The sequence below is a fragment of the Archangium violaceum genome (assembly GCF_016859125.1).
Lineage (GTDB): Bacteria > Myxococcota > Myxococcia > Myxococcales > Myxococcaceae > Archangium > Archangium violaceum_A.
Genome location: NZ_CP069338.1, coordinates 2,092,911 through 2,104,708 on the forward strand (window position 1 = coordinate 2,092,911; position 11,798 = coordinate 2,104,708).

At 69.4% G+C, this 11,798-nt stretch carries 12 protein-coding genes; 9 read left to right on the top strand and 3 right to left on the bottom strand.

Going from position 1 to position 11,798, the window contains the following annotated elements; translation table 11 throughout:
- The first annotated feature begins 45 nt into the window (after nt 1–45).
- The 4 genes from JQX13_RS08965 to JQX13_RS08980 all read left to right on the top strand — a co-directional run bounded on the left by JQX13_RS08965 (nt 46) and on the right by JQX13_RS08980 (nt 2,731).
- Nucleotides 46–468 carry a response regulator gene (locus JQX13_RS08965; protein ID WP_203408629.1) on the top strand — a complete coding sequence of 141 codons (423 nt, stop codon included), beginning with the start codon at nt 46–48 and terminating at the stop codon, nt 466–468.
- A gap of 106 nt (nt 469–574) precedes the next feature.
- Nucleotides 575–1,204, top strand: coding sequence for a SanA/YdcF family protein (locus JQX13_RS08970; protein ID WP_239014626.1), 630 nt, complete (start codon nt 575–577; stop codon nt 1,202–1,204).
- A gap of 100 nt (nt 1,205–1,304) precedes the next feature.
- The gene (locus tag JQX13_RS08975; RefSeq protein ID WP_203408631.1) at nt 1,305–1,577 is read left to right on the top strand and encodes a hypothetical protein; all 273 of its coding nucleotides are present in this window, start codon (nt 1,305–1,307) and stop codon (nt 1,575–1,577) included.
- A gap of 17 nt (nt 1,578–1,594) precedes the next feature.
- Entirely contained in the window at nt 1,595–2,731 is a 1,137-nt protein-coding gene (locus JQX13_RS08980) for an AI-2E family transporter (protein ID WP_239014627.1), read from the top strand.
- Between the two features lie 44 nt (nt 2,732–2,775).
- Here the strand turns inward: JQX13_RS08980 and JQX13_RS08985 are convergent, their stop codons facing one another.
- Nucleotides 2,776–4,545 carry an SMI1/KNR4 family protein gene (locus JQX13_RS08985; RefSeq protein ID WP_203408632.1) on the bottom strand — a complete coding sequence of 590 codons (1,770 nt, stop codon included), beginning with the start codon at nt 4,543–4,545 and terminating at the stop codon, nt 2,776–2,778.
- Nucleotides 4,546–4,727: 182 nt separating this feature from the next.
- Between JQX13_RS08985 and JQX13_RS08990 the strand changes: the two genes are divergently transcribed.
- From JQX13_RS08990 to JQX13_RS09000, 3 genes are all read left to right on the top strand, one after another.
- Nucleotides 4,728–5,261: a hypothetical protein gene (locus JQX13_RS08990; RefSeq protein WP_203408633.1), complete on the top strand. Its 534-nt coding sequence runs from the start codon at nt 4,728–4,730 to the stop codon at nt 5,259–5,261.
- Nucleotides 5,262–5,388: 127 nt separating this feature from the next.
- Nucleotides 5,389–6,123, top strand: coding sequence for a DUF4142 domain-containing protein (locus JQX13_RS08995; protein ID WP_203408634.1), 735 nt, complete (start codon nt 5,389–5,391; stop codon nt 6,121–6,123).
- Between the two features lie 60 nt (nt 6,124–6,183).
- Nucleotides 6,184–6,528 carry a thioredoxin family protein gene (locus tag JQX13_RS09000; protein WP_203408635.1) on the top strand — a complete coding sequence of 115 codons (345 nt, stop codon included), beginning with the start codon at nt 6,184–6,186 and terminating at the stop codon, nt 6,526–6,528.
- A 3-nt stretch (nt 6,529–6,531) separates the two neighbouring features.
- Here JQX13_RS09000 and JQX13_RS09005 read toward each other — a convergent pair whose 3' ends face one another.
- Complete coding sequence (locus tag JQX13_RS09005) at nt 6,532–7,491, bottom strand: terpene synthase family protein (protein WP_203408636.1); 960 nt, start codon at nt 7,489–7,491, stop codon at nt 6,532–6,534.
- Nucleotides 7,492–7,881: 390 nt separating this feature from the next.
- On the opposite strand from JQX13_RS09005, the gene JQX13_RS09010 reads away from it, so the two are divergent.
- Nucleotides 7,882–8,550, top strand: coding sequence for an HAD family hydrolase (locus JQX13_RS09010; protein WP_203408637.1), 669 nt, complete (start codon nt 7,882–7,884; stop codon nt 8,548–8,550).
- Nucleotides 8,551–8,557: 7 nt separating this feature from the next.
- Here the strand turns inward: JQX13_RS09010 and JQX13_RS09015 are convergent, their stop codons facing one another.
- Nucleotides 8,558–9,580, bottom strand: coding sequence for a Gfo/Idh/MocA family protein (locus JQX13_RS09015; protein WP_239014628.1), 1,023 nt, complete (start codon nt 9,578–9,580; stop codon nt 8,558–8,560).
- A 205-nt stretch (nt 9,581–9,785) separates the two neighbouring features.
- Here JQX13_RS09015 and JQX13_RS09020 point away from each other — a divergent pair, with 205 nt between their 5' ends.
- Complete coding sequence (locus JQX13_RS09020; RefSeq protein WP_203411936.1) at nt 9,786–11,771, top strand: M3 family metallopeptidase; 1,986 nt, start codon at nt 9,786–9,788, stop codon at nt 11,769–11,771.
- The last annotated feature ends 27 nt before the right edge of the window (nt 11,772–11,798 follow it).

The following is an 11,798-nucleotide window of genomic DNA, read 5'->3' on the forward strand; positions in this document are numbered from 1 at the left end:
TAGCCTTGGAGGGCAGGTTCCCATCGTTCGGCGGAGCTCTGACACATGGCGACCCTCCGTGGCCCGGTACTCATCGTGGAGGACGACCCGGACATCCGGGAGGCCCTCCAGAACTTCCTGGAGTCCAATGGCTACCCGGTCCTCGCGGCGAGCCACGGCAAGGAGGCCCTCGAGCTCATAGGGCACGGGCCCCGGCCGGCGGTGGTGGTGCTCGACATGTCCCTGCCCGTCATGGATGGCAACCGGCTGCTCACGGCCCGCAAGGGGGATGCCACGCTGCGCTCCATCCCCGTCATCATCCTCTCGGCGGCCATGGCGGGGATGAGCCCGAGGGACCGGGCCCTGTACGCGTCCAGCTACGGGGTGGCCGCCTTCCTGGGCAAACCGGCCGAACCCCAGCAGGTCCTGGAGGCCGTGGAGCGGCATTCGCTGAAGGCCGAGGAGCCGACCGCCGGTGTCCCCGTGTGAGCACCAGGCAAGAGAGCGATTTCCCAAAGGGAATGAAGGGACGAGAATGGGCCTCCCGGCGGTTGGGCCGGGGACCATGGGGAGAGGCGGCAACAGAGCACGTCGGGTGCGCCGGTGGATCCTGGGGCTGCTGGCCACGGGCCTGGCGGCGCTCGTGTGCGTGTGGCTCGTTTCCCTCTACGTCGAGGCGAGCTACCTGGATCGCATCATCCCCCGGGCCGAGGCACCCCAGAAGCCGGTGGCGCTCGTGTACGGGGCGGGGCTTGCCCCCGGGGGCGTCCCCTCGGCGGTGCTGGCCCAACGGCTGGATGCCGCCATCGACCTCTACCACTCGGGCAAGGTGGACACGCTGCTGCTCAGCGGGGACAACTCGGACCGCTTCCATGACGAGACGCGGGCCATGGTGCGCTACGTGCTGGACCGGGGCGTACCGGCCTCCGCGGTACAGGAGGACGACGCGGGCCTGTCCACCTATGACAGCTCCGTGCGGGCCCACACCGTCTTCGGCGTGCAGGAGGCGGTGCTCGTCACCCAGCGTTTCCACCTGACGCGCGCCCTCTACATCGCCAACTCGGTGGGCATCGACGCATGGGGGGTGGCCGCGGACGAGGGGCGGCCGCGCACCCACCGCTACGCCCTGCGCGAGACGTTCTCCCGGGTGCTGGCCCTGGGCATGGTGCTGGCCCAGGCGGAGCCCCGCTACCCTTCCGGCCGGACGCTGCCCCCGTCGCGCTGAGCCACCTGACAGGCAGGCAGCCGCGCTCTGTTGCGTGGAATCCATCGGGTTCGCACCGTTGGCTCGGAGCAGCCAACCCGGCGTGCTCGGAGGAAACACCATGCGTTTCAAGAATCTCGGGTCCGAGGACGTGGGCGAGTCCGAATCCCTGCGCAACCGGGACCCCGTCACCGGCCAGGAGCAGATCAACTTCACCGACGCGGAGCTGACCGCGACCCCGCCCCTCGAGGACGATCCGGACTTCCGGGACATCCTCCCGGATCAGATTCACGAGTTCCGGCGGGGTGACGAGGAGGAGCAGGAGGAGGAAATCACCGCCCGTCCGAGGGAGCCGTTGCGGCCCGTGCCGCCCAACGACATGCCCGAGGGCTAGGTGGGAGGACCGCTCGCTTGGCGATCCCCACACGACCCCGCTCCCAGGTGACGCCCCGGACGGTGTGGACGGTGGCGTTGAACGTGCTGGCGTTGGTGGCCGTGCTGTGGCTGTTCGCCAAGGCCTGGACGGTGCTGACCTGGGTGATGGTGGCCCTGTTCCTGGCGCTGGCGGCGAACCCGCTGGTGCGCTGGCTGGAGGCGCGAGGGGTGCGCCGGGGCCTGGGCGTGCTGGCGGTGTCCCTGCTGGGGCTGGGCCTGCTGGGGGCCCTGTTGATGACGCTGGTGCCGATGCTCATCGAGCAGGGCCGCGGGCTGGTGAGGGCGGCACCGGACTATATCGAAAGGCTCCAGCGCCACCCCTGGGTGCAGAAGCTGGACGAGCGCTATGACCTCATCGACCGGGTGTCCGCGGAGCTGCGCAACCGGATATCGATGGCGCCAGGGCCGGTGCTCGGGGTGGTGACGAACATCCTCCGAGAGCTGGCGGCCGGGATGACCATCGCAGTGCTGACGGTCTTCTTCCTGCTGTTCGGAGCGGACCTGTTCGACAAGGCACTGCAGTGGGTGGAGCCGTCACGGCGCGAGCACTGGCGGAACCTGGGTCACGAGATGCACCGCACGGTGGGCGGTTACGTGGCGGGAGCCTTCCTCATCTCGTTCATCGGCGGCGGGGTGACGGCGGTCTCCATGCTGCTGCTGGGGGTGCCCTACTTCCTGCCGCTGGGACTGGCCATGGCGGTGCTGGGACTCATCCCCTTCGTGGGCTCCTTCCTCGGCGCCATCCTGGTGTCGGTGACGACGCTCGCCTCGGTGGGCACGAAAGAGGGCCTCGTCGCGCTGGGCGTGTTCCTGGTCTACCAGCAGGTGGAGGGCAACCTGCTGCAGCCGCTCATCCAGCGCCGGACGCTGAAGATGAACCCGCTGCTCATCGCCCTGGTGATGCTGGTGGGCACCAGCTTGACGGGTCTCATCGGCGCCCTGCTCGCGCTGCCCATCGCCGGCGCGGTGCAGGTGCTGCTCCAGGACCGGCTGGTGCAACTGCGCGAGCAGTGGCGCAATGGCAAGGAGGGAGAGACGCGAGTCATCCTCGCGCCCGAGGACGCGGGACCCCGCGAAGGGCCCCCCGCCGAGCCACCCGCCATCCAGCACTGAGCCTCGTCCCCACTCGAGAAGAAGAGTCAGGGAGCCGACACGGCTCAGCGCCGGCCGCGCGCGGCGCCACGCTTGCTGGCGGTCCGGGTGCTCGCGGCCTTGCGCGCGGGAGCCTTCTTCGCGGCCTTGCGCGCGGGAGCCTTCTTCGCGGCCGCCTTCCTCGCCGGAACCTTCGCGGCCGTCTTCTTGGTCGCCGCCTTCTTCGCGGGGGCCTTCTTCGCCGGGGCCTTCGCCGCCGCCTTCTTCGCGGGGGCCTTCTTCGCCGGGGCCTTCTTCGCGGGGGCCTTCTTCGCCGGGGCCTTCTTCGCGGGGGCCTTCTTCGCGGGGGCCTTCTTCGCGGGGGCCTTCTTCGCCGGGGCCTTCTTCGCGGGGGCCTTCTTCGCCGGGGCCGGAGCCGCCGGAGCCGGAGCCGTCTTCGCCGCCGCCGTCTTCGTTGGGGCCTTCTTGGCCGGGGCCTTCTTCTCCGCGGCCTTCCTGGCCGGGGCCTTCGCGGCGGGCTTCACCTCGACAGGAGGATTCACCGGGCCCTCCCTACCAGTGGGGGACGTGGACTGGGCAGACACCGTCTTCGCGGCCGTCTTCACCACTGCGGCAGCACCCTTCGCAGCCGTCTTCACCCCGGCGGCGACCTTCTTCACCGCTGTCGGTACGGGCACCACGGGCTCGGCTTGATCCTCCGCGGAGGACTGCAGGAGTTGCACCACACGGCGCTCAGCGGCGGCCACCACGGGCTGTAGCAGTCCCTCATCGGCCTCTTCGTCGGCCGCAGCCCGATCCTGCTCGGCCACCTCCTCCTCGGCCTCCTCTTCATCGTCAGCCTGGGCCGTGGCCTGCTCCTCCTCGGTCTCCTCGTCCTCGGCTGTGGCCTCGGTCTCCTCGTCCTCGTCCCTGGCTGAAGCCTGTTCCGCCTCGGTCTCCTCGGCCTCCTCCTCGTCGCCCTCCTCCGCCTCGGCCGTGACCTCCTCCGCCTCCTCCTCGTCGCCCTCCTCCGCCTCGGCCGTGACCTCCTCCGCCGCCTCCTCCTCCTCGGCTGAAGCCTGTTCCACCTCGGCCGTGACCTCCTCCTCCTCGGCTGAAGCCTGTTCCGCCTTGGCCTCCTCTGCCTCCTCCTCGTCGCCCTCCTCCGACTCGGCCGTGACCTCCGCTGCCTCGGCCGCGACCTCCTCCTCGTCCTCGGCTGAAGCCTGCTCCGCCTTGGCCTCCTCCGCCTCGGCCGTGACCTCTTCCTCCTCGTCCTCCTCCTCTTCCGCTGGCTGCCCGCCCTCCTCGTATTCCACGTGGAGATCGTTCAGGGCGCCCTGCACCGCGGAGAGGGCCCGGGCGAAGGTCCTGTCACCGAACTCCTCCACCTCGGCGGGGGGCACGAGCACCTCGAGCATGTCGCGCAGCGAGCGATACAGCCGCAACTCGCGCTTCTCCGTCTCCCAGGTGCCGTAGATCCAATCATCGTCCGAGAGCGTCTCCGCCCAGCTCGGCAGGGGGCTATCGGCCTGCTCCACCATGGCGGACTTGCGCGCCGCGAAGAGCTGCCGGTGGGGGCCCTTCACCCCGATGCGCCAGACGCCCGCAGCCGGCAGGCTCTCCAGCTTCAGGCGCGTCTTCTCCAGCACGCTGGGCGCGCCCTCGGGGCCATGCAGCGGGAAGAGGGTCACATCTCCCTGGAACTCACCACCGTCGAACCTCTGGTACAGCAGGCCGAGCTCCACGGGGAAGGGCACCCCGCACTCGGTCTCCGCCCGCCGGACATCGTCCGGTCCCACTCCGGCTGCGGTCCGCTTCGCCGACTTCTGAAGTCCCTCCAGCCACTCGTACATATCCCCTCCGCGTCGAAGGGCCCCAACTTATGGCACCCGGGGCCTGCTGCGCAGTGCGCCTCGTCGGATATTGTGCACAGCCAGCGCCCCCGTGGGCAGCCTTTCCACACCCTCCGGGAGCCGCTGATCCCGTGTTGAGTCAACCCACGGGAACACCCTCCACATCCCCTCGCGGAGTCCCCATGCGACGTCTCCTCCTCCTGATCCCCCTCGCCCTCTCCCTGATCGCCTGTGGCGCCGGCCACGAAGGCACCGTCACCTATTCGGTGAACCTCAAGCCCGGCGACGTGACGGGCAGCACCATCGCCAACGACCTGCGCGTGGAGCCGGGTGATGCCCAGTGGACAACCTTCCTGAACCAGGCCCGGGACACCCTGGGCGAGGCCCCCACCCGCTTCGAGGTGACCGGCGCGCGCATGCAGCTCGACGTGACGAAGTCGAAGAACGTGGGCACGCTCCAGGAGGTGCTCACCGGCGAGACGACGGCCTACCTGCGCTCCAGCGAGACCGGGGCCCAGGTCGACATCGCCTCCGTCGAGGAATCCCGGGGAAGCGCCCAGGTGGACATGGATACGACCGGCAACTCCCTTGAGACCCTGGACACCAGCCTGGCGAGGGGCGACTTCCGCCTCGGACTGCGCGGAACCACCACCCGGAGCACCGGCAGCGACTTCGAGGCCGTCATCATCCTCACCCTCGACGTCACGGCTCGCTGAGCTCCGACTCCAGGGCCCCCCTGCCCGACCGGGGGGGCCTCGCTCGCCGGCCCGCCTTCCCCCCCTGTCCTCCCGCCCCCTCCCGAGCCCAGCTTCTCCCGGAAAAGACCGACAAGGAGTGGAGCACATGAAGCGCTCGTGGGGACGATGGGCACTACTCGGGACACTGGTGGTGGGAGGCTCGGCGATGGCGCAGGGACGGCCGGGAGCATCACAACAGATTCCAGAACAACAACAGCAGCCCCACCAGCAGCAGAAGCGCGACCCGATGGCGATCCAGGCCACCGGGATGAGCCAGATGATGGTCGCCGACGGCATCCCGGCCTTCCTCTCGCAACTCCAGCGCATCAACGAGACGGAGATCTCCCTCGGGGAGCTCACCCAGCAGAAGGCCTCCTCGCCCTCCGTGCAGAAGTACGGCGAGCACATGGTGCAGGACCACCGCAAGGCCCAGCAGCAGATCGCCGACCTCGCGAAGCAGCGCAACCTCCGGCTCGACCCCATGATGGAGCCGACCAACGACATGCAGCGCCGGCTCCTGAGCGCCATCGACGCCACCAAGGCGAAGCTGTCGGTGCTGCAGGGTCAGCTCTATGACCAGCAGTACCTGGCCTCGCAGGTGGCCTCCCACGACGAAACCATCCAGATCGTGACCATCGGGCGGCAGCTCTACCCCGACCTCGCGCCGGTGCTGGATGGGCTGCTGCCCAGGCTCCAGGAGCACCGGAGACAGGCGTACCAGCTCCTCGGTCAGGTCCAACCCCAGCCGCAGGCCCAGGCCGGCCAGCAGCAGCAACAACAACAACAACAGCAGCAGCAGCAGCGGAAGCAGGCACGCCCGCCCGCCGGTGAGCGCCGCTGAGCCGCCAGGGGCGCCCGCTACTCCGGTTGAAGCGGGCGCACCGCGCGGTTAGGCAGGGGCATGGCACATCCCGTGAGCTACGACGCGACGACGGAGACCTTCGACGCGCTGGTGCTGCAACCGAAGGACGAGCTGGTGGTGGTGGACTTCTGGGGGCCCGGCTGCCCCAACTGCGACATCTACGCGGCGGCCGAGCCCGCGCTCCTGTCCGAGCTGGAAGGGGCCAGGATGCGCGTGGTGAAGGTGAACGCGTACGAGCACGAGGAGCTGGCGCGGCGCTTCGGACTGTACGGCATCCCCACCTTCCTCCTGTTCCGCGACGGCAAGCTGCTCGGGAAGATGAGCCAGTACCATGGACGCGAGTACTGGCTCGGCGTCGTCAGAGAGCACCTGCCTTCGGCCTGAGCGCTAGCGGCGCAGCTCGGGGAAGGGCGAGGTCGGCGAGCTGTAGCGCCCGGTCACCAGTGACCAGCGCACGTTGCCGTGGATCCACGCCTTCATCCCCTCCACGTACGAGAGCACCCGGGGGTCCACCGGCCCCGACGCCAGCAGCTCCTCCTCGCACGCGATGAACGCGTCCGTGTCCGCGTTGATGAGCGAGATGGCCTCGGAGATGGCCTCCTCCAGACCCAGCTGCCGGTTGACCTGGAGCACGTACACGAAGTTGTTCGGGTTGTTGTGCCAGAGGACCTCCTTCTCGAAGGAGAAGAGGTCGTTGGTCAGCCCCACTACCCGCGTGCACAGGTGCCGCATCCGCTGCACGAGCGGCAGCTGGAAGAGCGCCTCGGGCAACTCCTGCCCCTCCTGCGCGAACTCCACCAGATCCTGGGCCGTGTACATGGCCGAGTCCATGGAGCGCTGCTCGATGTAGGGCTCGAGCTCGGGGACGTTGCCCGCGGCCCAGTTCCGCGCGGCCGGAAGCGTGCCCCGGTAGAGGTAGTCCTCCGCGTCACGGGCGAAGCGCTCCAGCCACATGTCGCTCGCCAGCCGGCGCATGCGCGTGTGCAGCTCATGGGTGAAGCGCTCGAGCGGCGTCGCGCGGGTGCGCAGGGGCCCACCTCTCAGCACCTTCAGGCACGATTCCACATACGCTTGGAGGTATTCCGGACGCTGGCCCACCTCCTCCTGCTCGTCGGCCTCGTCGTCGAAGAGGAACAGCCACACGTGCCAGTCATTGCACAGCTCCAGCCGCTCCCGCGCCCCCTTCGGGTAGGTGTACGCCGTGAGCAGCCCGAACTGGCTCGCATCGAAGCGCCGCACCTGGGACGGCACCTTGGGCAGCAGCTCCACCGCGAGCACCCGCGCCCGCGTGGCCCGCTCGATGGCCTTCGCGTGCAGGCTCGGCGCCGACGGGCAGGACGGGGGCATTCTCAGCGACGACAGGCTGGGACCCCGAAGCAGTGGCACCTCTTCTGACAAGGCAGCTGCGGAACCCGGGTTGATGGCCATCAGCATCGGCACCTCGCGACAGGAGGTCCCCAGACAGACAGGGACGCAATCCCTTACTACCCGACCACGCTGTAATTTTGCAACTTTGCTGCAAAGACCACATTGTAGGCTCGAGTGGCCGAGCGGGGCCTCCGTTCTCCTGGTATCTAACGAATTGAGAACATCGGAGTAGTGGTAATCACTGAGTCTCACGACAACCCAATGAGTTCGGAAAGGCAACATTTCTGTTGAACGCAAGGTAAACGGGCCACGTTTCCTCCGAGCCGAGCAGAAAATGATGGCATTGCAGTACGTACAGAGGAGCCCGCGATGCCCACCGCCACCTTCGACATGCTCGGCACCTTCTTCAGCCTGGAGTCCCTGCGGCCGAGGCTGTCGGCATTGGGAGTCCCCGCGCCAACGCTCGAGCTGTGGTTCGCCGAGAGCCTCCGGGACTTCTTCGCCCTGTCGCATGCCGGTGGCTATGCCCCCATCCGGGAGGTTCTCGAGGCCGCCCTGCCCCGGACCCTCGCGCTGGTGGGGAGGGGCGACGTGGCACCCGCCCACACGGCGCAGGTGCTGGAGGGACTGAAGGAGCTGGAGCCCGCCGAGGGCGCGCACGAGGCCTGCGAGCTGCTCTCCCGCGCCGGGTGGAAGTTGATCGCCCTCACCAACGGGGGCGAGGCGTCCACCCGCGCACTGCTCACCCGCGCGGGGCTGCTCGATCGGTTCAGCGCCGTGCTCTCCACGGACTCCGTGCGCACCACCAAGCCACACCCGACGGTGTATGCGGTGGCCCGGGAGCGCGCGGAGGGCGAGCCGTGGATGGTGGCCGCGCACGCGTGGGACCTCCAGGGCGCGAAGCGGGCCGGAATGCGCACCGCGTGGGTGTCCCGCAAGGAGCAGCGCTGGCTCGACGTCTTCCCGGAGCCCGAGGTGCGGGCACCGGACCTCGCCACCGTGGCGCGCGAGCTGCTCGGCACGGCGCGCCAGGGCTGACTCGCGCTCAGTCCAGCAGGACGCGGCGGCCGTCGTCCTCCGACACCATGGCCGCCGAGAGGATGCGCTGCACCGTGGCCGCCTCCTCCACCGACGCCAGGTCCAAGTCCACCTCGGGCGGCTCCCCGAGCATCTCGAGGAACCGGCGCGCCGTCTCCACGTGGGCCTCGGCCCAGGGCTCGCGTCCCCCCGGCCTCGGCTCGAGTCCCGGAGCCAGCTCGCGCCACGCGCCGGACTCGAAGCACCGCACCGGCGAGACACACCACCCCTCGCGCGCGGGGATGAAGCCTCCGGAGAAGCCGGCCTCCCAGTCCGCGCCCAGCAGGGACCAGCCCCCGTGCAGCCCGGGCTCCGGACTGGCCGCGTGCGTCAGGACGAGCACGGCCCCACTGGAGAGCCCCACGTGCAGCGCCGCCGTGTGCACCGGGCGGCCGGACAGCGAGGCCTGCACCCAGGTGGGCGAGGCCCCCGTCAGCCACAGCGCCGCGTCCAGCAGGTGCGAGACGCCACCGAAGTCCGCCGAGTGTCCCTGCCAGGCCCCGGGCTCCCGCGCGTCCGTGGGGACGAAGTTGTTGCGCATCGTGAGGACCAGGTGGTGCGCCGCGTGCTCCGACAGCCAGGCCCGCAGTGCCCTCAGCGGCGGCAGCATCCGGTAGGGGAAGTTCACGACGCACGGGCGCTTCGCGCGACGGGTCTTCTCGACGAGGGCCTCGGCGTCCTCCCGGGTGAGCGTCAGGGGCTTCTCGCAGAGCACCGCGAGCCCCGCGTCCACCGCCGCCTCCACGTGCTCACGGTGCAGCGCGTCCGGGCTCGCCACCACCACCACGTCCACCACCGCGCACAGCTCCCGCACGTCCGTCGTCGCCAGGGGAATGCCCTCGCGTGAAGCAACCTCCCGCGTGGGCTCCAGGTGCTGCCCGCACAGCGCCACCACCTCGGCCCCCGCCGCGCGGAAGGCTCCGACGTGCATCAGCCCCCACTTCGTTCCGATGACTCCGATTCGCATGGGCACGAGCATGGGCATGGACATACCCTCACCCTAGCCCTCTCCCAGGAGGAGAGGGGACATCCACGGTGGGGCACGCCTACCCGCTCCCGGTGCTCGTCCCGGCTGCGCTCCCCTGCTCCCGACGCTACATTCCGCCCCTCCGTACACCCCAGAAGGAGTCGTCTTGAGAATCGCCGCTCTCACCCTCGCGGCCGCCCTCGGCGCGGCCGGCTGCTCCCACTCGACCATGACGAATCCCGAGCCCTCCTCCTCCCTTCAGGCCGAAGCCCGCCAGTCTCCGCCCGCCCCCGAGGGCTCCAAGCTCATGTCCGGCACGCTCGAGGCCTTCGACGCCTCCTGCTCCGCCGACCTGGAGAGGGCCCGCGCTCGAATCGCCACCCTGAAGACCCTGAAGCCCGCCACCAACGGCCGCGCCGTCCTCGAGGCCTATGACGAGGCCACGGCAGCGATCGGCAATGCCCTCAGCCGCTCCAGCCTCACCCGCGAGGTGCACCCCCAGGCGGCCTTCCGCGATGCCGCCCGCGCGTGCGAGCAGAAGGCGGACTCCCTCAACGTGGAGATCTCCCAGGACCGCGGCGTCTATGACGCCCTGGCCGCCGTGGACCTCTCCCAGGCCGATGCCGCCACGCGCTATTGGATGGAGCGCACCCTGCTCGACTTCCGCCGCGCCGGCGTGGACCGCGACGACGCCACCCGCGCGAAGGTGAAGACGCTCAACGAGGAGATCCTCAAGCTCGGCCAGACCTTCAACCAGAACATCGCCGAGGACGTGCGCGAGGTGGAGCTCGACCCGAAGGAGCTCGCCGGCCTCCCCGAGGACTTCATCAAGGCCCACGCGCCGCGCGCCAACGGCAAGGTGGTCATCACCTCCAACTACCCCGACTACTTCCCCTTCATGACGTACGCCCGCGATGGCAAGGCGCGCGAGAAGGTGTGGCGCGCCTACCACCAGCGCGCGTACCCGAAGAACCAGGAGGTGCTCGAGCAGCTCATCGCGAAGCGCCACGAGCTGGCCACGCTCCTGGGCTACCCCACCTGGGCCGCGTACGTCACCGAGACGAAGATGACGCGCACGCAGCAGGTGGCCTCGGAGTTCATCGACAAGGTGGCCGCCACCGCCGAGCAGCGCGCGAAGCAGGAGTACGCGGACCTGCTGGCCCGCAAGAAGAAGGACGACCCCAAGGCCACCGTGCTCGAGCCCTGGGACCAGGACTACTACGAGGACCGGCTCAAGGCCGAGCGGCTCGGGTTCGACTCGCAGTCGCTGCGCCCCTATCTCGAGTACGGGCGCGTGAAGAAGGGCGTGATGGACATCACCTCGCGCATGTGGGGCATCACCTACGTGCCGGTGAAGGACGCCGCGGTGTGGCACCCCGAGGTGGAGGCCTACGACGTCACCGAGAACGGCACGCTGCTGGGCCGCATCTACCTGGACATGCACCCGCGTGACGACAAGTACAAGCACGCGGCGCAGTTCGACGTCGTGGCGGGGCAGGCCGGCAAGCGCTACCCGGAGGGCGCGCTGGTGTGCAACTTCCCCAAGGAAGGCGCGCTGATGACGCAGGACGAGGTGGAGACGTTCTTCCACGAGTTCGGCCACCTGCTGCACCACGTCTTCGCCGGCCGCCAGCAGTGGAAGGGGATTACGGGCATCTCCACCGAATGGGACTTCGTGGAGACGCCCTCCATGCTGCTGCAGCAGTGGGCCGCCAACCCCACCATCCTCCAGGAGTTCGCCCGCCACCACCAGACGGGTGAGGTCATCCCCGCCGCGCTGGTGGAGAAGCTCCGCGCGTCGAAGGAGTTCGGCAAGGGCCTGTGGACGCGCCGGCAGATGTTCCTCGCGGCGGTGTCGCTGGACTACTACTCGCGCGCGCCGGGCTTCGACACCACCGAGGCCCTGAAGAAGCTGCAGGAGAAGTACAGCCCGTTCCGCCACGAGTACCGCGACGGCACGTACTTCCAGCTCGCCTTCGGCCACCTGGAGGGGTACTCGGCCGCCTACTACACGTACGTCTGGTCGCTCGTCATCGCCAAGGACCTGGAGACCGAGTTCCAGAAGCACGGCTACCTGGATACGGCCACCACGATGAAGTACCGCAAGACGGTGCTCGAGCCCGGTGGCTCCAAGCCCGCCGCCGACCTGGTGAAGGACTTCCTCGGCCGGCCCTACGGCTTCGAGGCCTACCGCGCGTACCTCGACGCGAAGTAGCCTGTCGGGCGACTCTTCCCAGGGGGC

Bases quoted from the DNA above. Each gene is read 5' to 3' on its own strand.
- JQX13_RS08965 (WP_203408629.1), top strand. From the start codon at position 46: ATGGCGACCCTCCGTGGCCCGGTACTCATCGTGGAGGACGACCCGGAC.
- JQX13_RS08975 (WP_203408631.1), top strand. From the start codon at position 1,305: ATGCGTTTCAAGAATCTCGGGTCCGAGGACGTGGGCGAGTCCGAATCC.
- JQX13_RS08985 (WP_203408632.1), bottom strand. From the start codon at position 4,545: ATGTACGAGTGGCTGGAGGGACTTCAGAAGTCGGCGAAGCGGACCGCA.
- JQX13_RS08990 (WP_203408633.1), top strand. From the start codon at position 4,728: ATGCGACGTCTCCTCCTCCTGATCCCCCTCGCCCTCTCCCTGATCGCC.
- JQX13_RS08995 (WP_203408634.1), top strand. From the start codon at position 5,389: ATGAAGCGCTCGTGGGGACGATGGGCACTACTCGGGACACTGGTGGTG.
- JQX13_RS09000 (WP_203408635.1), top strand. From the start codon at position 6,184: ATGGCACATCCCGTGAGCTACGACGCGACGACGGAGACCTTCGACGCG.
- JQX13_RS09005 (WP_203408636.1), bottom strand. From the start codon at position 7,491: ATGCCCCCGTCCTGCCCGTCGGCGCCGAGCCTGCACGCGAAGGCCATC.
- JQX13_RS09010 (WP_203408637.1), top strand. From the start codon at position 7,882: ATGCCCACCGCCACCTTCGACATGCTCGGCACCTTCTTCAGCCTGGAG.
- JQX13_RS09015 (WP_239014628.1), bottom strand. From the start codon at position 9,580: ATGTCCATGCCCATGCTCGTGCCCATGCGAATCGGAGTCATCGGAACG.
- JQX13_RS09020 (WP_203411936.1), top strand. From the start codon at position 9,786: ATGACGAATCCCGAGCCCTCCTCCTCCCTTCAGGCCGAAGCCCGCCAG.